The sequence below is a fragment of the Primorskyibacter flagellatus genome (genome assembly GCF_900176485.1).
Taxonomy (GTDB): Bacteria; Pseudomonadota; Alphaproteobacteria; order Rhodobacterales; family Rhodobacteraceae; genus Primorskyibacter; species Primorskyibacter flagellatus.
Genome location: NZ_FWYD01000018.1, coordinates 1 through 22,895, shown reverse-complemented (window position 1 = coordinate 22,895; position 22,895 = coordinate 1). Strand labels below are relative to the sequence as shown.

The window sequence follows — 22,895 nt, the reverse complement described above, 5'->3', positions numbered from 1 at the left end:
GGCCTTATGCCGTGGGCTACCTCGCCCGCGGCACCCGCCTCAGCCCCTCCCGACGACATATCTACCCGGAAAGGACGACGATATGAAACAGCAACCCGAACACCACCGCCCCAAACCTGTTAAGAGTCTGTTTGAGCGCCTCGGCCGGGGCGGGACAATCGCAATGGCAACAGCGACCGGTGCCGTCATCGCAGCGGGCTTCTTGGCCAACTTGCCAGCCGTCTACCTCGGCGACATCGTCGACATGATCGTTGAAAACGGCGCCGCGTCCGAAGTTTGGCCGATCTTTCTCATGATCGTGGCCGTCCTGCTCGTACGCATCCTCCTCGTGGTCATGCAGAAATTCCTCGTCGAGCGCACTGCCGTTGGGCTGCAACGCAATGTCACCATGGGCAACCTTCGCAAAATCTTGTCTCTGCGAGTCGACGCGATCCAGAGCCTGCGCTCGGGTGAAGTCGCCGTCCTGCTTGACAAACGTGTCCACGGAATGGTCCGCTGGCTTAAGCTTATCTTCCTTGATGCGATCCCGCTGCTTGCAATCGCGATCCCCGCGGTGATCTTCGCCTTTCGCGAAAACTTCTACGCGGGTGGCGTGATCCTCATCGTACTGGCGCTCAGCGCGATCGTCACCGTGCTGCAGATCCGGAGCCAGAAGGGTATCAGGATCACGTTGATCCAGAAGGCTGCCAGTTTAGCAGGGCAAATCACCGAACTCCTCTCGCACCTCGATTTCGTCCGTGCCTCGGACATGGCCAAGAACGTGCGCAGCCGGTTCGATGGCGAGACCCGTGTCATTAAGGAGACGGAGTTCCTACACCACAAGTGGATGATGGCTTTCGACGCTATCAAGGGCCTGATTGAAGACCTCGGCCAGGCGCTTGTGGTAGGAATCGGGATCTTCTTCGTGGTGGGCGACAACATGACGCCCGGCACAATCCTTACGTTGGCGATGCTCTATAAATCCGCCGCGATTCCGCTGCAGCAGCTCCACCGCGTGGCCGATGAGATGCATGAAGCAGCCCTCCACATCGACGCGGCTAACAAGGTGATCGATGCGGCCGACGACCCAGGGCTTAGTGGAGCTGTCGCACCAGCGTTCGTGGCTGGGACCCCGGTGGTGCACACACGTGGTTTGTCACTGAGACGCACCGCGCTCGACGGCACCAAGGAAATCACCCTGGACGAGATCGACCTCGATATTCATGCCGGGGAAGTGATTGGAATCGCAGGTCCATCCGGCGGTGGAAAAACCACGCTCCTGAAGGCGATCCTCGGCCTCCTGCCGGACTATGATGGCAAGCTCGAGGTCTTCGGCGCTGAGGTGCGTGACGTCGCCAAGGGGACGCTCGCTGACTTGGTAAGCTACGGCCCGCAGAAACCATACGTCCGCAAGGCCACTGTGCGCGCCAACATCGTCGAATGTGTCGTGCGCGAAGGCGATGTCGAAAACGCTGTACTTGAGCAGGCACTGACCACTGCGCGCCTTGACCTGCCGCTCGGAAAGGAACTGACGGAGCGCGGAGATAACATCTCACCAGGTCAAGTCCAGCGGCTGTCTCTAGCGCGTGTTTTCGCAAAAAAGACAGCCCGCCTTGTAGTTCTGGACGAAGCGACGTCCGGTCTCGACGGAAAAACCCAAGCCGAACTCATGGATGAACTACGTTGTCACGCACAAGGCCGCGCCATGGTCATGGTCGCCCATCGGCTAGACACTCTAGTTTGGGCCGATCGAATAGTCGTTCTTGACAGGGGGCGGATCGTCCAGAGCGGCCACTACGAGGAACTGGCCGCGACTCCGGGGATGTTTGCCAACTTGCTTGGCGAGGAGGTGTCGAAGCAGCCAATCGCGGCCGAATAGCCCTATCGCGTGGACGCAACCCGGGCTTGATTCCGCATGACTGCATAGTCGCGCAGCATATCCAGGACAGCCGACCCATCCGGCAGTAGCGCCAATTCCTCTGCCGCCCGCGCCTGAAACGCGTTACTATACTCCACGATCGGCGGGCATGCTCCCAGGCCGCCGGTCTCAAAACCCTCCGTCGCGCAGCCGGTCAACCAGCTCGTCACGATCACGAAGACGGCGAGCCGCCGCCTCCAGCATCCGGCGTTGGATTTCATTGGCTTTCTCCGTGATTTCGAGACGTTCAGCGATCCGCCCGACGCGTTCGCCGGAACGGCGGATCGACAGCAGGAACAGGACGATGGTGAGGGCGATGGCTCCGAACCGCAGCGCCGCCCGCATCCATGGGGTGGCGGCGATCCCGCCGAAAATGCCGGCGATCATCTCTGCCCCCGGTGCCAGTCATCGAGCCGGGCGTAGATCGTGACCGCGATGCCGCCAAGCGCCACGGCAATGAACACCCAGCGAAGCGTGTCGAGGTACGGCACGAGCGGCAGGATCGCGTTCTGGGTCTCGGCCAGGACGCTCTGCGCAACCTCCACCCCGGCAGCACCCAGTGTCGCCACTCCGGCCGCGCCACCGCCCTTCATGGTGCGGCTGTCGGCCAGAACCTCGCGCGCAGGCGGCATCTCGGCTGCAAATGCCGTCGCCCGGACACCCAAGCTCGGTGAACCAGATCGGCTTGGATTGCGGCACCCATGCCGTCGGCGTGCCGCTCTCCACCCCGCCCGGGCGGTCGTAATGCGCGTTCGACCACCAGGCGCGCAGATCCTTGTAGCGGAACACCCACGGCTTGCTGGCGGCGCCATCGGTGATCGGGGTACGGACCTGCGCGAAGCGGTCGGCTGCGCTGGCATAGAACCAGTCGAAACCTTCGCCGCCCGCGATGTTGGCCTGGAGATAGGCGCGGTCGTAGATCGCGGGCCAGCCCTCCTGCGCGTCGGCGTGCTCGAACCCGTCACGCCAGTCCGAGAGCGGCATGTAGTTGTCGATCCCGACGAAATCGATCTCCGGATCGGCCCAGAGCGGATCGAGATGGAAGAACACATCGCCCGAGCCGTCACCCGGCTGGTGGCCAAAGTACTCCGACCAGTCGGCCGCATAGCCGATCTTCGTCCCGGACCCGAGGGTCGAGCGCACGTCCGCGAGCAGGTCCCGATAGGCCTGCACCGCCGGATAGCTGCTGGCGCTCGAGCGGATCGTGGTCAGCCCGCGCATCTCCGTGCCGATCAGGAAGGCGTCGACGCCGCCCGCCGCCGCGCAGAGATGGGCGTAGTGCAGCACCATGCGGCGCAAACCCCAGTCGCCGGGCGATCCGGTCCAACTGACGCTGTTGCCCGAGACGCTGAAGCTCGCGGGCGTGGCCGAACCCCATCCTCTCGGGCACGAGATTGCCGTCGGCCTTAACCATATGATGCAAGTCTTGCTTGAAGGAACTCCAGGTGGCTTCGGTTCGCTCCCCAGCTAGACTGTGTGGTTCGAAATATCACCGTCCTTCGACCCATTTCGCCACGATCAGCCCCGGCAAGCTATCCAACCCCCGCTCTGCATCCCGGTCGAGGTTCAGCCGCTTCGGCAATTTCACCTGCGGCATCCTACCGCACGGTGTGTTGTTCCGAGGTGGGGCGGAGGCGAAGATCCGCCGCAAGCTCCTCGTAGACGGGCACATCGACACCGTCATCGGCCTTCCGGCGAACCTGTTCTATTCAACTGGCATTCCGGTCTGCATCCTCGTCCTGAAGAAGTGCAAAAAACCCGATGACGTCCTGTTCATCAATGCGTCAGAGCACTTTGAAAGGGGCAAGCGACAGAACTATTTGTCCGATGGGCATATCGAAAAGATCATCGACACCTACCAACAGCGTCCGGAGAGCATCGAACGGTACGCCAGACGCGTAGGAATGGACGAAATTGAGGCCAACGACTTCAACCTGAACATCTCGCGCTACGTCAGCACGGCCAAAGATGAGGTGGCCATCGATCTGTCGGCCACGCACGAGGAGTTGGTCGAAATCGAGAAGCGAATTCGGAAGTCAACAACGAAACACAACGCGTTTCTGAAGGAACTTGGGCTATCACCACTACCAGCGTCGGATTGACGGACCCGAGCCATGCAGGTTGAAAGTTCGATTTCAGTCCTTTTTAGGGAACGCCACTGACGTCGAAGTGCTTAGCATCACCTTGGTGAAAAAGTATCGATATCAGAAACTTACAACCTGAACACCAAATCCGCACAGTCATGAGGTCCAGAGAATATCGGCCCTGAGAGACCACTTCCGCGCTTACTGGCGCATGGGCAGGTGTTCAGCCCTTCCCACATAACCCTCGAATACAACGGAAAAATCCGGCCGGAACCGGATCGGGAGAATGCTTTCGCAAGGGCAAGTGGCGGAGGAGGTGCCCGCCATGACGGCTTTGCAATCGCACGCAATGAACCATTTACCATTATGAAAATAAACACTATTCATAGTCACCCGCCCTGCCGCGCTATGCTATCTTGCGCAATCCCATGCATCCAGTTACATTATTTATGTTGGGTAGGATGTGGGATAGAAATATGCCGAAGGTCACAGATGAGTTAACGGCGCTGGATGTTAAGCGCCTTGTCCACCCCGGCGGGAATCGAAACGTGCTGCGGTCTGTCGGTGGCGTTCCCGGCCTTCACCTGCAATTGACACCGAAGCGGGGCCGCTCTTGGGTGCTACGCGCCAAGGTTGGCGAAGCCCGGCGTGACATTGGTCTTGGCGGCTATCCGGCTGTCACGCTGGCACAGGCCCGCGAAAAGGCCCGCGAGGCGCGCGACAAGATCAGCCAAGGCATTGACCCTATCGAAGAACGCAAAGCCGCCAAGGCCGCGTTGGCAGCAGCTCAAAGCCGTGGCCTGACCTTCGCGGATGCGACCGACAAATACCTTGCCGCGAAGCTGGACGCCTTCAAGAACGCCAAGCATCGGCAGCAATGGCAGAATACCTTGGCGACCTATGCGAAACCGGAACTGGGCAAGATGCTGGTACAGGATATCGCCGTCCAAGACGTGCTGCGGGTGCTGGAACCGATATGGCGGGACAAGACCGAAACCGCGTCACGCCTTCGGGGCCGGATTGAGGCTGTGCTGTCATGGGCGACGGTGGCGGGGCATCGCACGGGCGACAATCCGGCGCGATGGGCGGGCAATCTGAAAGATCTATTGCCCGCGCCGTCCAAGGTCGCAAAGGAGAGCAATCAGCCTGCGCTGATGATCGACGATGCGCCGCGCTGGTTTTCTGCCTTGCGGGCACGTGAGGGCTTCGGCGCGCGGGCGTTGGAGTTTCTTGCGCTGACGGCAACCCGGTCACAAGAGGTAAGGGGCGCGCTTTGGGATGAAATCGACTTCGAAAAGGCGCTGTGGATCATTCCGGCGGCGCGAATGAAGATGGACCGCGAACACCGCGTTCCGCTGTCTGTCGAGGCCGTGGCAATGCTTCAAACTCTGCCACGGATGGACGGCAACCCGCTGGTTTTCCCGGCGGCACGAGGTGGTCAACTTTCGGACATGACGCTTTCCGCAGCGATGAAGCGGATGCACAAGGCGGATATCGAAGCAGGGGGCGCAGGCTTTGTTGACCGCCAAAGCAAACGCCCTGCCGTACCGCATGGACTGCGAAGCACGTTCCGCGATTGGGTGGCAGAGCGCACCACCTATCCCGGTGACATGGCCGAAGTCGCGCTGGCGCACCGGATCAGCAACGCGGTCGAGGCGTCATATCGGCGCGGCGATATGATCGAAAAGCGCCGAAGGATGATGGACGACTGGGCCTACTACTTGGACGGAGGAGAGCGTCCTGACAATGTGGTGAAGATTGGATGACGGATCAATATTCCAAAGCAATAGATTTTGCTGAAATGGTATTGCGGGGGATAGTCTCCAACAAACAGTTGAAAGAAACTGATATTGAGCCAATGGAGATTCTGTTCACATTGAGTCTACCTGTCATTAACGGAACAGATGATAAAGGCGGCTATTACCGTTGCGCCGATGGCGCATTGATCTGGCTCCTTCAACACGTAGAGATTGAACGTGGTGCATTCGATTTGGCTCGGCGCATCATCGCGTCACGACTTATCAGAAATGAAGCGATGCCTGAGGACGGGCGTCTTTTTGCAGGCCTTTTTTTGGCGGGCATTATCAATGCGCCCAAGAAAACCAAGAAGGCAGCGACCTTCACTCATAATGTTATGCTTTACTGGTCTGCCAAGCGCATCGTGCAGGATTTTGGCCTAGACCTTACCAGAGGCGACAACACTGCCAGCGGTTCCGCGTGTGATGCAGTTTCAGCGGCCTTGGAGAGACTTGGTCATGCCAAATCATATCGGTCTATAAAAGACCTTTGCTATCATAAGTCAGCAGCGCCGATGCGTCAGATGGCCCACAGTTTTCAGGAGATAATGAATCGGGTGGGGTCTGCAAACCCCGAGATGCACACCTATTGGCAATCGCAGGCACCTTGGAATTCTGTGACGGAGTGAAACCTCTCATCTCCGTCAAGCCAATCGTGACCCGATACCTGACAATGCATTCCATAGTAACCCTATGGAGATGCATATGCCTGCAACCTATCTATCAGACCGCCAGCTTGGCGAACGTTATGGAGTCCATTATCTGACCCCGCGCCGTTGGCCGAATACCGACCCGACCTTTCCAAAGCCCATCCGCCTAACACCCGGCTGCTCACGCTGGAGGCTGTCAGATATCGAGGCTTGGGAAGCTGCCAAAGCCGAAGCCGAATAACGAAAAACCGCCACCCTATGAACGGGCAGCGGCTCTATTCGTGTAGCTTTAGCAAGTGCAAGAATATCCCCGGCCCGTTCTGATTTCAACAAAGGAAATCAGAAGATGAATAAGACCACGAATTTTGGCGCTACCCCCCCTGCTAACGCCCTGCGGGTTGAAGCGTGGCGCGACTTGCCGCGGGACGCTACGCCAGCGCATTACAGGATCACCGACGAAGTTGGTGACACGCGCCTGATCACGCTGTCAAAAGGCAACAGGATCATTCTTGATGCATTGATCGCGCAACCCGTATTTTGTGCAAGCCCGGTGCGGATTTCAGACCGTGTCTGCATCCTGCGCCATGAATACCGCGTGCCGATCATCAAGGAAATGTATGAAAACGACGCCGCGACGGACCGTGCAAGATTTGGCGTCTATTTTCTCAATGGTCGTGTTGAATGCGTTGAACAGATGGAGGGCCGAACATGATGGCCCTGCGCATCGCTCATATTCGCCGTAAATTAGGGGTATCTAGGGCCGTGGCGCAGTGCATTGCCAATCTCGCCTATGGGGAGGGTAAGCAATGACAGCCCTTCGGGTAAGCAGTTTGCCCGATGTGATCCGCAACGAGGTTGCTCGCCTGAAAGGGGCGGGCTTCCCCTTGCTGCCCTTGGGTGGCGCGGATGGCAAAGTGCCACTGTTACGGGCGTGGGCTGGCCCCGGCCTGACTCTGTCGCAGATCCTGGCCCCGATGCACCGGACAGGTTCGCAGGTCTACGGTGTGCGGCTGGACGGTCTGGCGGTGATCGACTGCGACGATGACGACGCGGACCTTGTCGCGCAGATGGAAGCACGCTTTGGCCGCAGCCCGGTCCATGTCACGACCCCGCGCGGTCGGCATCTCTATTACCGCGCCGCCGGGACTATGCCGAACCTGCGCGGAGAGGGCTTGCCCGTCGATATCAAGACAGGGGCGTGCAGCTATGTGGTGGGGCCGTTGTCACAACGCCCTGATGGCGGGGTGTATGGCGCGGTCAAGGGTTTGCTGGGGAAAGATGCACTGCCGTTGATCCGTGGCGCTGTCACTGCAAAGACAGCCCCTATTCCGACCGGGCACAGGCATGTTGAAATGGTGAAGGAGGCCGTGCGCATGGTGGAATTTGTGAACGATGCCAACGAACTGCAAGCTAACCTTACGGGCATTCGTGACGACTGGTGCGAAGATCCTGCGACAATGCCCGATAGCGAGTTGCACGACATTGCCGGATGGGCTTGGAAATGCCGATTAGAGAACCGCGTCTATCGGGGCCGTGACAGCGCCTTTCCCATGCAGCGACTGGCCTTGGATGCTTTGCGCGGTCTGCCGAATGGTGCGGATGCTATCGCCCTGCTGGCGCTGCTGGTGGATCAGCACGGCCATAGCCCCGGCAAACACTTTCCGCTGGATTTCGATGCCATGCGGGCGGCTGGCCTGTTGAACCTGTCAAAGCCCCGCCTGCGGGCAGCACGGCGCAGCTTGGAGGACGCGGGACTATTGCGGCTGGCGGGCAAGCATCGGGCAGGATCACGGCCACAAACCTTCGTCTTGACCCGGATGCGCCCGAACTTAGCCGACGCTGATATCCCACTACTTCGCTCTAGAGTGGTGCGGAAGAAGGCGGGGGAAGGGTCTAAGATTACTTATGACGCGCGATTTCAGACCTACAAATCGGACGGCGAAACATGATGGCAGATTTCAAAAACGCCGTGCGGGAAGCCTTGGCAGAGTTTGCCCGCTCTGACCTTGGCCCCGATCCTGCGCCCGACTGGCACGCAATGCTGTCGGTGCAGATGGCGCATATGCTGATAGGGGCGAGCCTTGCTCTGTTCCATGCGCCCACGCGGCTGGTGGCCTTCCTGTTTAGCTGTTGGATCGTCAAAGAACTGCTGGGCGATATTCCGAACGGCGGCGGCACTTGGCCGGTGATGGCTGATAGCATCGCCGACCTGTCTTTCGGAGCGCTGGGCTATTTCATCGCAAAATCACAGATGGCGAAAGCCGGACATGATCACGGTTAGAAAACCGGCTGCGCGCCGCAGACTGGCACCGATAAAGTTGAACTTGGCTAATGATTTCGGAAAATATCAGGTGGCTGTCTGATGGGCGGATATGGATCAGGCCGCCCCGCCAGACGGCGAAGGGCAGAGGCCTGCCGGTCACTGGATGTGAACAGGATGCACCGCGACGGCTGCTTGCAACCCGGCAGGCGAGGCAATTGGATCTGGTCACAGGACGGCGAAGAAGTTGCCCGCATTGCCTATCGCGCAGAGCAAAGCCAGTTGGTCCTAGATTACCGGATCAGCCAGCACGGCGGCGCATGGGAACCGATAACCGAATCCATCCGCATCATCCGCGCAGATTGCCACTTTGGCGGGCAACGCCCCTACTTTCTCTGCCCCGGTGTTGTCTCTGGCCGATCCTGCAACTGTCGCGTTGGGAAGCTGTTTGCAGGGGGTCGCTACTTCCTTTGCCGCCACTGCTACGATGTTGCCTATACCAGCCAGTCAGAGGCCCGTTACGACCGCATGTTGAGGCGCGCAAACAAACTGCGCGTTGCGCTGGGCGGCGCGCCCGGCACGGCAAACCTTATAGCCTTCAAGCCCAAAGGCATGTGGAACCGGACCTATGCCCAGCACTGCTTTGAAATCGAATGGTGCGAGTGCGAGGCCGACCGCGAATTCATTTGGAAGTATCGCCACCTTCTTAGCGATGATGACATGAGGATCTATGTTGATAAATAGCGGCTCATTTGGTCCAGTATAATCGCTTTTGAAATTGTAGCGCCCTTTCTGCTAGTCTCAGCTGTCACCGAATTACGCCAGAAACCCAATCCGATGGGCGGACAAAAAGCCCACTGTTGCCTTGACCGAATAACGCCAACTTCTGAGCGTGTTAATCTTCAGTTGCCACTGACAGTCGACTGCGGCGGCGCGACACCAAACCAAGCATCAGCAATCCCGACCCCATGAGCGGAATCGCCGGAGGTAGAGGGACCACTTGCGGTGGCTGGTAGGTGGCGCTCCCGCCGACGCCCGGAATGAATAGGCTAAGGTGCAACCATGTGTCCGGCTCCATAACGAACCTATGAGTTCCGCTGACATTCGAATTGCCGCGCGCGCCGATTTGCAATGCGTCACCGCCTACCCTCAGATCCGCACTCGCCGCCGCCGAGGCGCTACCCGTCAGTGGGTCGTGAACTTCGGGCGAGGCGCGGGTCTCAACGTCGTAGGACAGTTCTAGAACGAGCCGTTCGACTGCGGGACAATCACCGACTGGATGCTGGTGGCAAATAGAACTAGCTCTGTAAAAGATACCTGGATTGATCCCTCCGGCGAGATAGCTTGAGCCAGAAATCTCTGTCGGACTGGCATAGCCCGAGGCTGCCAAGGCCACACTGTAGCGCGGCCAACCCTGCGGATCGATAGTCCCTTCCCAAGGAAATTCATCTCGCTTGAAGTCAATTATTCCTGTTCCGGAACGGTCAATAGCGAAATCGTAATCAATAATATCGCCGCGCAGGGCCCCGGGCGCATCGGTACCTGAGTGCTCATAGGTGGCTGAGACAACACTCACGGAGATTGATGCGAAGGTATCGTATTCGGCTACAACCGTGGCAGCAGCGCTGGCCGAAGCAGTCAAGAGCATCGCTACACAAGAAGTTATGAAAAAACGCATGAAAAACAAACCTCAAATGAAAGTTGAAAACAAAAACAAGCCTAATGTGGGCCACCGCTGTAAGGTCGCCCGTTAATCATTGTTAATTATATGTGGGCTTCTGGTCTACAACGTATTTTTAGTCGCGCAATACGGACTGCCACGCTGCGGGGGGGGGGCAACTCAAAGCTCACGACTACCGCGACGGGATCGGAGTGGGCTGACTGTTGCGCGCATCCACATTTCAGAGAGTTTGACGTTACGCCGTTAGAAGGCGCGTTTCTGAACGATTTTCAAACGTTTTTTCTTTGTGGGGTATTATGTGGGGCAGATGACTGCGCATCGCCTTTTTGCGAATGATATCAATGGCAAGTGGCGGAGGAGGTGTCCGCATGTATTATAATGTAAATTACTGTTTTATATTACTATTTTTTATTATCCTTATAACAATACCACAATTAATACCACTTCCGATCCAATTTTGACACCAAAACCATCCTACCAGCGGCCTGCACGCCCCGTAGCCGCGCTACATGCCAACCGCAGCATATGGCCGGAGCCAGCCCTTTCGCGACGTTCATGCGAAGCTCAGCTCCAGCTATGCTGCAGGCGCGAGATTCGTGGGCCATTTCCCCGGAAGCCGCCGTCCCGAAGGCGATGGTGTTCCTGGCCGATGCTGCGATCGGCACCAGGGACCACCCTGCGCGAGCCATGTCCCTGCTGTGGCGGCGCCATGCGTATCATCGAGATATTCCGACGCGGGCAAAAACCGATGTCGCGCGCACCACCAAGGGAGCAGGCAGCATGACACATCGCTTGTAAGTCGTCACGGAAAACGACCAACTGCACTCCGCGGATTTGGTCCGAACGGCGTGTGGTTGTTCATCTCCAGCGTCACAAAAGGCGGCCATGACACCGAAACACACAGCTTCTTCGGCATCCCCAGCCGACCGCACGAGCGCATCGGGCACCATGCACAACTTCAGCCACAGCACTGATGCAACGGTCGCCCCAACCGACTGCACACTTTCCCCATAGACGGGGCCAAGACCCCCGCGGCTTCCACCTTGGGAGGCTTCCCAACGCGGGTCGTGGTCGCGCAAAACCGCTCCGTTCCGCGGCGTCCCGCATCAAAAAACCTTCACCAAAGCCGACCTTGGCCAGGATCACCGTTGCCGCAGCGCAGCTTCCCCATATCGGACCTTCATGCAACTGCGCAGCAAGTTCCAGGATCCCGAGGTCGGCAGTCCGGACATAGCTCAGATCCGCCTCTCCCAAGGTGCGCTAAAAAAATCCGCAAGCTATGCTCTTCAATTCAGCTTAACCATTGGCTCAAAGGGTTCTTTGGCATTTGTAATCCGGCCTCGGCAGTTCTCCAGCCTTGCTCCTCCATAAATCTCGAAACTTCTAAAGCCCATTTATAACTCACACCAAGAAGTTCCGCCGAGACTGGCCCCAAACATTCAGGAGTAAAGAACTCACCAATCTCAGGCAGGTTGCGCGCATATGCTTGAAAATTCCCATGGCAAATGTTGTTCCTGAGATCCACAAGGCGGACCGGATCTTTAGGTCGGTTAATTTGTTCCAAGAATCCTTCCTCTCCGGGAAACGCTAAGTTTTCAATTCTCAAACCAACTTCTATGGCTTCCTTCAGAAGCGGATTGCTCATCACGCGACCCAAGTCGCCAGCCAACGAACGATCCTTGACGCGACAGCAAACGGTTCGAAGGCTTGCTTCTATACCGTTTAATAGGCCCGACATCCCCGGAAGAAATAGACCATCTGCCAAGGCATCAGTGGCTTGCTGGAAGTGCCAATGGAAGGGTGAAGGTGCGAAAGCTCTCAAAAAGAAGGTTTCGTCGAGGTGGCGCTGGGTCAATTCGGCCGAGTACGCTTTATGATCTTCTTCAGTCCAACCGTCTGTAAAAACCACCTCGAAATTGCTTTTCCTGGTCACAACCATCCCCTTTTCGCAGGAATCTCATGTTCGAAGTTTCTGCATGTGCTGAGTGGTTTTCAAGTGTGTTTTGGGCTGGCACCTGCCGCGTGCGCGCGCAGAAAAGGTGAGGCACGGCGAAGGCAAGTCTGGGGCTCCAAGCAGACCTGCGGCGGCGCGGCGTGCTGGACGCCCAGGTCAGCGGGTCTGCCCAGCAGAGACGGCCCTAAGCGGACCTTCGTATTAAGAACTGACGCCGCATTGCAGCTTCACCGAAGCGGCCATTCTCAACTACCGAAAAAGTTGAATGATGCGTCGAAAGAGGCTCAAAGAAGTTTACAAAGTATGGGCGATGCTAAAACCTTGGGGACGAAGCCAAGCAATGGTTACGTCGCCTCGGAAATGAGCAATAATTTAGGAGTCTTAACCCATGCCCACAGATGCACATGAGGAGTTCCAAAGGCGCCTGGACCTGGCCCGAAACGGCGGTGGCATCCTGTTCTGCGGCGCTGGGTTTTCTGCGGATTGTCTGAATTTCAAGCCGGATGAAACGCTCGGTACCGGCGCACAGCTGCTCAATCTCTTCAATACCGAACTCCGTCAGGAGCCGCCATTCAAAGACCTCCAGAACGCCGCCGACGCGCTCCAAGATAAAATTGCCGACAACGGCATGATGGCGCTACTCAAAGGCCGGTATTCGGTTTCCGAAGTAACTTCAGACATGACGGAATTGCTGCGCTACCCTTGGGAAGCAGTCTATACGACGAATTATGACGATTCTCTCGAGATCGCGGCACGGGCAGCGAACAAAGAGGTAGAGGCCCTTAACAACACCGATGATCCTGGCACGAAAACTCCAAATCTCCCGATCATCCATCTGCACGGCTATGTGCACAAGTGGGACATCCACAACTTTGGTGAAAGCTGCGTACTTGGCGCCGAAAGCTATTCGAAGCTTACCCAAGTGAACAAGTGGCTCGACCGCTTTCGGAGCGACATTGATCAGGCTCAGATCGTGGCCTTCGTGGGGTTCAATGCCGGTGACTTTCACCTAAACAAAGCGATCAACGACCTTACAGGATTGCGTGAAAAAGCCTTCTTCATCAATCGCCCGACTGCCAAGGCGGACCCTGATGTCACTGCCGCCCAAAAGCGGCTTGGTACGCCGTTCTTCATCGGCCGGGCTGGACTTGCTGCCACCGTAAAAGAACTACTGGAGACGGATGCACCGAAAGAACCTCGGCTTGCCAGTTTTTCGAAATACACGCCGACGCCTCCCGCCACTACAGTGCCGACGCAAAGCCAGATCGAAGACCTTTTCCTCTTCGGCAAGGTCGAGCCATCACAGCTCGCACGGGATCTGTCCAACGGTGTTTCCGAGTATCACATACTTCGAGGCACCATGGAGGAGATCCTGTCTTCCATCGCAGATGATGCGCGGATCGTGCTTCTCGAAGGATATCCCTGCGATGGCAAGACCCTGCTCGCGACCGATCTCGCCTATCGCCTGTCAGGTACAAGACCAGTCTACGAGATACGCCAGATTTATGAGAGCGTGTTGAACGAGGTTGCAGACATTCTTCACCATGCGCCGAATGCGGCACTTATCATCGAAAACTGCTTTGATTTACCGGCAGAACGGCTTGCCAGCATCGCGCGTCAGTTTGATGGGCAGGAAGGCGTCTTGCTCCTCACCAGCCGGGCCGTGGCGGTCGATGCGAGCCCCGCTGGCCTTGCATCTCTGGAAGACTTTAGCAGTTTCCGGAGAATCCCCGTCGCCCGTCTTGATGACAACGAAGCGCACGCCCTGAGCGACCTCGCCGATCAGATCGCCGGTTGGCGTGATTTTCACAACCTTGGCTCCGATGCGAGGCTGCGTTTCATCCAGAATACCTGCGAGGCAAGTCTACCGCATTTCCTGATGCGACTGCTCCGGTCAGAATACGTTACAAATCGATATCGCGAAGAATTCAACAAGCTATCCCTCAGTTCGACCGAGCGCGCGGCGATCATCGCTGCACTATTTGTCGCCCATATTGGTGAGAATGCACCGGTTTCCTTCCTCAGCAATGCGATGGAGACAGATTATGGTGCCATCATTGACAAGTTCGATGCAAAGGCCGCCAATGACAGCTTCCGCCTTGTGCGACGGACAGGTGAGATCATCCAGACCATCCCCTCAATCGGCGCACAGAACATCCTACAAAACCTGTTCAGTGACTCCGATATCGTAGATGCTATCGTTCCCTTGTTGCATAACCTGGCTGCGATCCATCGCAACCCTTTCGAACAGCGCATGTTCAATCAGATGATGCGGTTTTCCATCCTTTCTGACGTTGTCACTGACAGTGAAGAAGTCGACCGCTTCTTCGAACACAACAAGCAAAAACTACAAATCAGGCGGATGCCGCTTTTTTGGCTGCAGTGGCACATGGCCAAATGCTCTGAGGGAGATATCTCCGTCGCCGAGAAGCTTCTCGAACAGGGGTATACAGAAGCAACCGAATACGAACGCCGCACTGGAAAGAGATTCGACCGTCGTCAACTTTACGACCGGCGCGCTAAGTTCCTGATGTTGAGGGCCGAAAGGGCCAATCGAACTGGGGCAAACTTGTTTAGGGATTTCAAGGACGCAATCGATATCACTTACAAGATTCTGCTTCAGGACGATCCGCAGCATTACCCGTTCGAGACACTCGAAGGGATCGCGCGAACTTTTGACGCGCTGGGTCACCAATTGGAAGACGGGCAGAAAAGTCTAATCAACGACTGGCTGACAAATCTCGCAAGCTACGCGCGTGGCAGAATTGGCGTGATTCCGGCCGGATACCAAAAGGACAAAGCCCAAGCAGCGCTTGATAAGACTGGGGCATGACGGTGAAAAGGCAAATGTGTGCCGCGAAGTGCTTCTTCCGATTATCTGCTTTACAATACGCCTACTTGACGGCTGGCCGCACTATTACAGAAAGCTAAGGTCCGCTTTGGTGAGCAACCCGGAGTTGCGCGCCAAACGCAGCGAACTTCCGCTTTCCGCCCTTATTGCAGAGCGTAGCGAATGGCCCTGCTTCGCAGTTGGCCGAATCTTATAGCGCCGCAGTAGCAGCTTCCCCAAACCAGACTTTGCCGGCTAGATGCAGATTTTGGTGGGGCGGAGGACGTCGGAGCGGACAAAGCTGTCGGTTGCTCATTCTTGCAAGGGCGTGGTCCCCAAAGTTCTAAATTTCAATGTCCCCGGCCAAAAAGGATTTTGCACATTCATAGTGCCAATTTGTGCGCGTTCGCGTTTCATAGGCCTTTAGCATGAACCCTGGTGCATCAGGTGGCGTTGCGGAGTTGTAGAATAAATAGCGAGGGGCCTTAACGCCTTCCGTTAGGGCGCATGCAAGTGGGACGTATCCCTTGCTAACAAAAAAGACCACCGGCTCATCATTGTCCAGCGGCAACATGCGCAGGTCTTTGTGAGTGTCTTTTTTTCGCCTCCGTTTGTAGCTATCCGCCTGAGCACTGAAGGTGATGTCGTACTTTGGTGTCAGGAAACTCCCAGAGAGCAAGCCCCATCCAGCTGACAGAATGTAGAGCCGATCTATTCCAAACTGTTCGGCGAGCAGTGCGTATGTTTGGTTCTGATACAGCTGGATAGCAGGCAACAATCCGAGCGGATTATTTCCCGGCGCCTCATTGTAAATACATAACTCCTCCCGCCAAGTTCTTCCTGTCTCCGCTATATCGTCAGGGCGGGCATAGCCACACGAGGCTTCGGCAGGTCCACTTACTGGATCGGCGACAAACAGAACCTTACTACCATCACGTCGCCGAAGATGACCCGCAGCTTCTTTCTTGGATGCAGCACATTGAATAACACAAATCATTTGGTACCCCACAGTTCATGAATCAGAGTTTCCAGAGTATCCAGAAACACGACATCGTATTTCTCGTTTACATGGTTCTGGTTCCATAGACCTGAGTCCTTGACACGGTCCCTATCGCACAGCCACCCCAACCAATTGTCAGAAGCCGGATCAAGTCGGTCATTTATGCGGTTGTGGTTACTCAGAAGCGCTATCGAATTTCGCTCTATGTAACCTCTGAGACTATCCGGGCCGGGCTCATCGTTGATCGGCAACCAAAGGAAAGGCATGGCGCCGATGACTTTGCTGACAGCTTGTTCCAAAGGCAATTCGCTTTGCCGGATTTCGCGCGTCGCGAAACTGCCTTCTCCCCAGTTTGAGTGACACTGCTTATCGCGTTCGATTAGAGCATTGCCAACAAGAAGGCGAAAAATCGATCCCCGATGGTTACCTCCACCGGATTGGGCGCTTCCTCGATGTTGCGATAGTCGGTTCCAAAGTTTGGTTCTAGCGCCGGCCTTCAGCGCATGTGTGCCAACGCGCACAATACGGGGTCCCAAGTCGGTGTTGTTACGGTTTTCCCCCGGCTCACGAAAGAAATAGACTCCTCGCTGAGGCCAATCCATCCTACCATGACAATCGGAGAGAACTCGGGCACCGCCAAGTCGCTTCTCGAGGCTATCAAGCAAATCATAGAAGCGCTTCTGGTCGCTGATACGCGTTTTTCTTACGTCTTCGAAAGACATACTTGGACCGCCAAACTCAAACCGATAAACAATGAACGAGTATGCTACATACCCACTGATGAATTAGTATCGCATAAAAATTATGGAAGCCAGCTACCAGATTGGAGGCCGTACGCTTGGGGCTCGCAGCAGGCATGCGGCAATGCAGAGAAGACCGTGGGATCCTAGGAATTTGAATGTCGGCTTCCGACCTGGCTGCCGGTCGGGTTCGCGGGTGCAAAGAAAGTCAACAAGCCGCCCTACGTTGATTAGGTCCACGCATCAGAGTGCCAGCCTTTGCGCTCAGTGCGACGTACCGTACCCCGGCACCTCCCCTCGGAACGGCCCGGCGGCGCGCTGCACCTCGACATACCCGCCCTGCGAATCGAACCGCGCGCAGCGACCGCAGAGCCCTTGCCCGATCAGAACGGCGCCGATGTCGCGGCCATCGTCCAGAGCGCAGCGGCCTACTTCCCGGTCGTAGGTCCGGTCACCATTGAGGCGGCAGGTCAGATCCTGCCCGTCGACCAGGTCGCGCATGGCGGCTGTCGCGAGCTTACCGAGGTCAGTCGCCCGAGATGCAAGGCGCGGAAGATGACCAAGTCATCCTTCCTGGCGTCGGCGGCACGGCGGGAGCTTGTGGGGGTAACGTAAAACTTGTCAGTCCCTGCTGGATCGCAGGCACCAGGCCCAAGTGGCCTAGAGCGGCCCAAAGGAGGCATCCAGCCGGCGCTGGTGTTGCTGCGGTGCGGCCCGTCGAAGGAGACATTCGCTGCAGGGCCGCAATCGCCGCATCAGTAAGTTCACAGTTTGCAGCAAAGCGACCTTTCACTTTGAGCCTACGTCAGTATGGTTTGGTCGTGGGTAGTCTAAATGCACTGCAGACGTAATCAGGTTGAGTTGTGATGGAATTTTCAAAAATTAACGAATTCGGAAAGGGTAAAAGCGGATCGTTCGAAGCTCTAGTGAAAGTTTTGGCGCGTCGAGAGCAACCCGAGCATAGCATAGAATTCCAACCTAACGATGGCCGTGGTGGTGATGGTGGGGTGGAAGCCATTTGGATTAATAGCGACGGTACAAAGATCGGTTATCAAGCCAAGTACTTTGAAACGCTAGGCAACGCCCAGTGGACGCAGATGGACAAGTCTGTCGCCACAGCATTAGAAAACCACCCACAACTGACTAGTTACATCTTTGCATTGCCATTTGATCTCACACCTAAGCGCAAGCAAGGACGTAGCGGCGACAAGTCTCAGCAAGAGAAATGGGATGAGCGTGTTGCAAAGTGGAAGGCCCTTGCTGCAAAGAACTCAATCACAATTGAGTTTGAGCTTTGGGACGAGACCGCATTAACTGACAAGCTCTTGCAGGAGGGCAACGGCCCGCTTGTAAAGCTCTGGTTTGGTGGAGATGTCTTAGATGACCAGTGGTTTGAAAAGCAGGTAGCGTCAGCCACGCTGAAGCTTGACGATCGGTTTAACCCCGATGACCACGTAGAGGTGTCAACTGCGTCGATGTTTGACGCGATTGTGCGAGGCCCAGCAGCGGTCAACCGGCTACATAAAGCGTTCAACGACTTAGCCAATAATCGTGTTCCTACCATCGAGTTCACGACAACATCCCTAGCTCCCGACCAAGCGGCACTGAAGGCTATGACGGATGGCTGGGATAACCTTGTTGCGATGCGACCATCAATCGACTTTGCTCCTGATCAAGACTGGGTTTGGCCGCAAGCACAGGAAGCTGTCGGGCAACTCCGCGATGCGACGTGGAAACTTGAGCACCCATACAATTCAATGGATCGTGAAAGCGTAGACGAAAAGGATCGGAACAAGCTTGAGGTTGTTTCCAGATCGTTCAGAGACCTTTCATCAGCGACCAGTGCTCTAGGCAGTGTTTTGCGAGATCGAGATTGGCTGGCGGAGGCAAAGCGATGCGCTTTAGTCTTTGGTGAAGCTGGCTCGGGCAAGTCTCACCTGCTCGGCCAGACTGCTTCTGAACGTGTTAGGGAAGGTTTGCCGACGGTGGTCGTGCTGGGGCAAGACTTATCTGAAGCACCGTTCTGGCCGCAATTTGGTGATGTGCTAGGGCTCACAGGCAAAACGGCGGAGGACATACTGGGCGTTTTGAACGCGTCGGGCGAACGAAAGGGGCAACGGATACTTCTTCTTTTCGATGCCATTAATGAAGGCGTAGGCGCTTCGTATTGGATGCATTGGCTACCGGAGGTCGTGGCGGCGCTCCGAAATTATCCTTACATCGCTGCCGTCTTCTCTTGCCGTGACGTATACACTCAGTATGCGATCCCCAAAGCACTACTGGAAACTTTGCCGGTTTATCGTGTCGAAGGGTTCATCACACCTGACGAACGTGAACGTGCGGCGATCCAGTATTTGGACAAGAAAGGGATTTCTCGCCCAAACACACCTTGGCTATCACCGGAGTTTTCAAATCCATTGTTCTTGAAGAGCACCAGTGAGGCTTTGCTAAGCAAGGGTGAAACCGAATTCCCGCGTGGTCTACGCGGTTTGTCTGAATTGATGTTGCTATATCTTGAGGGGCTGAGTGTCAGAACCGGCTTGCGAACAATCAATGCTGGCGACATGTCAAAGGCGTTAACGCAATATGTCCGCGGTATCGCAGTGCAAATGGCGAATGACGGCAATGACTACGTTACTGTCGAAAAGGCACATCAGATTGCTGAGGAACACTTTGGAAACCGTCAGCCACCAGAAGGTAAGACTTGGCTAGATGTATTCACAGAAACAAGCCTATTGCGACGTGATCCGCCTCCTTATTCGAAGGATTTTGATCCATTAGACCCACCGTCGGAGTTGATAAGGTTCTCTTTTCAACGCTTTCAAGACTTCCTGATGGCAGACACGTTGATTGCCAAAATCATTGATATGAAGGCATCGACTTTAACTGCCGACGAGGACGCAAGCAATTCGCCCGGAGAAGAGTTTCTGCATTCTGGACCGCTTAATTTTATTTTCTATGATGGCGATCCTGAGGGGAACATTCGATATGATTATGCCGGACTGGTCGGTGCTTTATCAACGATTTACCCAGAGAAAATTGGCTGTGAGTTTGCAATGTCGCTGCCGAATTGGGAACAAAAATGGGAGCAAGGAAACTCAGTTCAGGATGGGTTTGGAGAAAGCTTCAAGTGGAGACGTTTGGATGCTTTCACTAAGGACACGCGAGAACTTCTAAACCGGTTGGATGAGTATTTCGTTGACCCAATTGGCCTACTGCTTGAAGTTTCGATGACAATTGGACATCCATTCAACGCTGAACGCCTTCATGACCATCTCGGTAGGTTCAAGTTAGCCGAACGCGACAGCTATTGGACGCAGTGGATAAACTGGTCCTCAAGGGAAGAATTTAGTCAGATCGACCGGATCGTATCTTGGGCACTATCGTCACTTGATCGCCAATCTGACGAACGCCACTTGCAGTTAGCTTCATTGGTCTTGGCCTGGTCTCTGTCGTCATCGCACATGACCCTGCGTGACAGGGCGACCAAGGCGCTCATAACGGTATTTCTGAAGCAACCAGATACTTTCGAATTTGTACTTAGCAAGATGCATGATTGCGATGATCCCTATATCATCGAACGCCTGTATGCGGCTGCTTTTGGTGCCTGCTGCATTGATCCAACGTCTGAGCGTTTGAAGCACTACTCCCAACAGGTGTTCGCGAAGGTTTTTGCCTATGGTAAGCCCCCTGTCGCATTGTTGACTCGGGACTACGCACTCGGGCTAATCGAACTCGCCGAAAGCAAGACCGCACTGAGCGAAGGCATTCAGATTGCTGATTGCTATCCCCCGTTCGGGTCGGATGAACCTGAATTTGATCTCACCAAGGAGCAGGTTGAAGCAATTGCTGATCAAAGGGGCGGTAAATCGATTTTCCAATCAGCATCAAGTGAATGGGGAGACTATGGCAAGTACAGCATCCCAGGGCGTGTCAGCAATTTTCTGACTACCCGCCTGTCAGACCCAGCACCGCTGTCGGCAACCGAAATCAAAGATCGTTTTGAAGCCGAAGTGATCAGCCCCTATCCAGACCGGGTCCAAGCGTTAGAGGCATACAATCAGGCATCCATCATTCCTATCAAGTTTTACCTCAAGATAATTGACCCGGCTGGAGTGGTCGAAGGGACAGAGGCCATAGAACTAGATACTGAGAAGGACGAAGACGCGATCACAAAAGAAGACGCCCTGTCAGGCTTACGGGCGCTGTTGAGTGATGATGAAAATCGGAGACTGACGGACGAGTATTTCAATGACGCTGCTGGCCATGGTGATTACAGCAAAACCAGTGTCGATCAGTGTCGCTTATGGATAACCAAACGAGCATACGAACTTGGCTGGACCAAGGAGTTGTTTCCGAGAGATGGTCATGGTGGTGGCTATTCTCGGCATGAAAACGATCTAGAACGCATTGGCAAAAAGTACCAACGTATCGCATTGGATGAGCTACAGGCTCGTTTGGCGGACAATTATTGGACTATTGAAGGTTGGCCGGAGCGGCCTCACCAATTCAAGTACAGCCACAATGAATATCGTAGAAATATTGAACCGACGGTCCTGCCGACGGAGACTAGGTACCACCCCGGGATGCGTCTGGATGCTGGCTGGATGTCTGAACCTATGATCACACTCCCAAAGGTGCAGGAAGCCGATCTAAAACAATGGCCTTTCACCGAAGACCCAACACAATCTATGTCTGAAAAACTGGTACGTGTGGATGCAAACGGAAAGCGTTGGCTGGTCCTATACGAGTTCCACCAGGCGGAAGAATACTATAGCAAACCAACCAATCGTGGTCATGGCAAACGGTATGATGAATTCAGGTTCTTCTACTGTGTGCTTCTAAAGAAGGGATATGCGTCTGAGTTTGCCGCTTATCTCGAACGAGAAGGTCACTTGAACGTACATGACTTTCAACCACGTGGCTTCACAAATGGTCCCTACCTTGGCGAGGCGTATTGGCGTGATACCTGGCAAGGCGAAAAGTTTGATAAGCATATTTGGAAAGCCCCAGCGGGTTGTGAATTTGCCATACCGATTTCTAACTATCACTGGGAAAGCAATCTCGACAAAACTCTACCCGACGGTTTCTCCAATTATATGCCACAGAAATGGTTTGCGGATGAGCTTGGCGTGAACATGTCTGGGAGAGGGCCACAATATTTTGAAGACGCGAATGGCAACACAGTGCTTCAATCGCAGCGTCCTTGTGAGCATCAAACAGCAGTTGTGATCGATGAGGCAGTGCTACTGCGGTATGTAGATGAGCACGAGGTGGAGCCAGTATGGATAATGGTCGCTGAACGGAACACATGGCCTGGCGGCGTGAATGACGTGTCCAGTTATCGTCGATCTGAAGGGGCAGTTTGGTTGGACGGGACGGATTGGCAGCAAGTTGGGTGGAACAATGATACAAACCGTTAATTTGACGTTTTCGGCTGAATCAGCGTTTTCTGAATGACCGCTTATTGCGTAGCTGCTTTTCGATACTGCACTCGCAGCGAATGTCCGAAATCCGCCGTTGATGTCGGTCTACGCGAACGGCCCTGAGCGGATGAGGTGGGTGGCTCCTGCTCCACAGGCGTCGAATGTGCCAAAGTGCAGTTATCAATGACTGCTAGGAAAGGAGCCACCCAATGACAGTTAAAACAGTCGGCCTTGATCTGGCCAAGGATGTATTTCAAGTACACGGCATTTCGGAGAACGGCCGGGTCATCTTCAATAGGGCCATAAAACGCGCGAAGCTGCTTGCCTTCTTTGAGACGCTTCCACCTTGTGTTGTCGGCATGGAGACTTGTGGATCATCCCACCATTGGGGGCGCCAGTTGCGCAAGCTTGGCCATGACGTGAAGCTCATGCCAGCCAGCTACGTCAAACCCTACGTGAAGTAATGACCACCTCTCCATTATTTGACTTATCATCAGGTGGCCATAATGCGGAGGACTCTGTGCAAACCTGCTGTTTGTCAGCGTTTTTGCCCCATGTTCCTCCGCATTATTTCAGA

The 22,895-nt window shown here is 55.4% G+C and carries 17 protein-coding genes and 4 pseudogenes; 12 read left to right on the top strand and 9 right to left on the bottom strand.

Features of this window, described 5'->3' with window-relative positions; translation table 11 throughout:
• The first annotated feature begins 82 nt into the window (after positions 1-82).
• Entirely contained in the window at positions 83-1,858 is a 1,776-nt protein-coding gene (locus B8991_RS16335; protein ID WP_084354014.1) for an ATP-binding cassette domain-containing protein, read from the top strand.
• Positions 1,859-2,026: 168 nt separating this feature from the next.
• Here B8991_RS16335 and B8991_RS16325 read toward each other — a convergent pair whose 3' ends face one another.
• The 4 genes and pseudogenes from B8991_RS16325 to B8991_RS22400 form a co-directional block, all read right to left on the bottom strand.
• Positions 2,027-2,284, bottom strand: a complete 258-nt coding sequence (locus B8991_RS16325; RefSeq protein WP_084354012.1) for a hypothetical protein — start codon at positions 2,282-2,284, stop codon at positions 2,027-2,029.
• Positions 2,281-2,559 (bottom strand): annotated as a pseudogene (locus B8991_RS22245) (YcbK family protein); the annotation flags it as partial. The pseudogene B8991_RS22245 and the gene B8991_RS16325, both read right to left, overlap by 4 nt.
• Positions 2,552-3,274 (bottom strand): annotated as a pseudogene (locus tag B8991_RS16320) (baseplate megatron protein TIM-barrel domain-containing protein); the annotation flags it as partial. The pseudogenes B8991_RS22245 and B8991_RS16320, both read right to left, overlap by 8 nt.
• A gap of 112 nt (positions 3,275-3,386) precedes the next feature.
• Positions 3,387-3,494 (bottom strand): annotated as a pseudogene (locus B8991_RS22400) (DUF6441 family protein); the annotation flags it as partial.
• A gap of 13 nt (positions 3,495-3,507) precedes the next feature.
• Between B8991_RS22400 and B8991_RS16315 the strand changes: the two are divergent.
• The 7 genes from B8991_RS16315 (at position 3,508) to B8991_RS16280 (ending at position 9,431) form a co-directional block, all read left to right on the top strand.
• On the top strand, positions 3,508-3,999 hold the full coding sequence (locus B8991_RS16315; RefSeq protein ID WP_235866661.1) for an N-6 DNA methylase: 492 nt from the start codon (positions 3,508-3,510) through the stop codon (positions 3,997-3,999).
• Positions 4,000-4,457: 458 nt separating this feature from the next.
• Positions 4,458-5,747, top strand: a complete 1,290-nt coding sequence (locus B8991_RS16310) for a tyrosine-type recombinase/integrase (protein WP_084354011.1) — start codon at positions 4,458-4,460, stop codon at positions 5,745-5,747.
• Positions 5,744-6,406, top strand: coding sequence for a hypothetical protein (locus B8991_RS16305; RefSeq protein ID WP_084354010.1), 663 nt, complete (start codon positions 5,744-5,746; stop codon positions 6,404-6,406). Before B8991_RS16310 ends, B8991_RS16305 begins: the two co-directional genes overlap by 4 nt.
• Positions 6,407-6,773: 367 nt before the next feature.
• On the top strand, positions 6,774-7,139 hold the full coding sequence (locus B8991_RS16295; RefSeq protein WP_084354009.1) for a hypothetical protein: 366 nt from the start codon (positions 6,774-6,776) through the stop codon (positions 7,137-7,139).
• A 94-nt stretch (positions 7,140-7,233) separates the two neighbouring features.
• A complete protein-coding gene (locus B8991_RS16290) occupies positions 7,234-8,376 on the top strand; it encodes a bifunctional DNA primase/polymerase (RefSeq protein ID WP_084354008.1) in 1,143 nt (380 codons plus the stop codon).
• The gene (locus tag B8991_RS16285) at positions 8,376-8,708 is read left to right on the top strand and encodes a hypothetical protein (RefSeq protein ID WP_084354007.1); all 333 of its coding nucleotides are present in this window, start codon (positions 8,376-8,378) and stop codon (positions 8,706-8,708) included. The genes B8991_RS16290 and B8991_RS16285 overlap by 1 nt, the downstream gene beginning before the upstream one ends.
• An 81-nt stretch (positions 8,709-8,789) precedes the next feature.
• Positions 8,790-9,431: a hypothetical protein gene (locus B8991_RS16280; RefSeq protein ID WP_084354006.1), complete on the top strand. Its 642-nt coding sequence runs from the start codon at positions 8,790-8,792 to the stop codon at positions 9,429-9,431.
• 151 nt (positions 9,432-9,582) lie between these two features.
• Here the strand turns inward: B8991_RS16280 and B8991_RS16275 are convergent, their stop codons facing one another.
• A complete protein-coding gene (locus B8991_RS16275; protein ID WP_143514632.1) occupies positions 9,583-10,365 on the bottom strand; it encodes a hypothetical protein in 783 nt (260 codons plus the stop codon).
• A 528-nt stretch (positions 10,366-10,893) separates the two neighbouring features.
• On the opposite strand from B8991_RS16275, the gene B8991_RS21550 reads away from it, so the two are divergent.
• On the top strand, positions 10,894-11,166 hold the full coding sequence (locus tag B8991_RS21550) for a hypothetical protein (protein WP_179141520.1): 273 nt from the start codon (positions 10,894-10,896) through the stop codon (positions 11,164-11,166).
• 493 nt (positions 11,167-11,659) lie between these two features.
• Here the strand turns inward: B8991_RS21550 and B8991_RS16270 are convergent, their stop codons facing one another.
• A complete protein-coding gene (locus tag B8991_RS16270) occupies positions 11,660-12,301 on the bottom strand; it encodes a hypothetical protein (protein ID WP_143514631.1) in 642 nt (213 codons plus the stop codon).
• 409 nt (positions 12,302-12,710) lie between these two features.
• Here B8991_RS16270 and B8991_RS16265 point away from each other — a divergent pair, with 409 nt between their 5' ends.
• Entirely contained in the window at positions 12,711-15,155 is a 2,445-nt protein-coding gene (locus tag B8991_RS16265) for an SIR2 family protein (protein WP_084354003.1), read from the top strand.
• Positions 15,156-15,495: 340 nt separating this feature from the next.
• Here B8991_RS16265 and B8991_RS16260 read toward each other — a convergent pair whose 3' ends face one another.
• The 3 genes from B8991_RS16260 to B8991_RS16250 form a co-directional block, all read right to left on the bottom strand.
• A complete protein-coding gene (locus tag B8991_RS16260; RefSeq protein WP_084354002.1) occupies positions 15,496-16,149 on the bottom strand; it encodes a hypothetical protein in 654 nt (217 codons plus the stop codon).
• The gene (locus tag B8991_RS16255; protein ID WP_084354001.1) at positions 16,146-16,874 is read right to left on the bottom strand and encodes a GIY-YIG domain-containing protein; all 729 of its coding nucleotides are present in this window, start codon (positions 16,872-16,874) and stop codon (positions 16,146-16,148) included. The genes B8991_RS16260 and B8991_RS16255 overlap by 4 nt, the downstream gene beginning before the upstream one ends.
• 282 nt (positions 16,875-17,156) lie before the next feature.
• Positions 17,157-17,393, bottom strand: coding sequence for a hypothetical protein (locus B8991_RS16250; protein WP_084354000.1), 237 nt, complete (start codon positions 17,391-17,393; stop codon positions 17,157-17,159).
• Between the two features lie 365 nt (positions 17,394-17,758).
• Here B8991_RS16250 and B8991_RS16245 point away from each other — a divergent pair, with 365 nt between their 5' ends.
• Positions 17,759-22,315: an NACHT domain-containing protein gene (locus tag B8991_RS16245; protein WP_084353999.1), complete on the top strand. Its 4,557-nt coding sequence runs from the start codon at positions 17,759-17,761 to the stop codon at positions 22,313-22,315.
• A gap of 212 nt (positions 22,316-22,527) precedes the next feature.
• Positions 22,528-22,779, top strand: a pseudogene (locus B8991_RS16240) (IS110 family transposase); the annotation flags it as partial.
• Positions 22,780-22,895 lie beyond the last annotated feature (116 nt).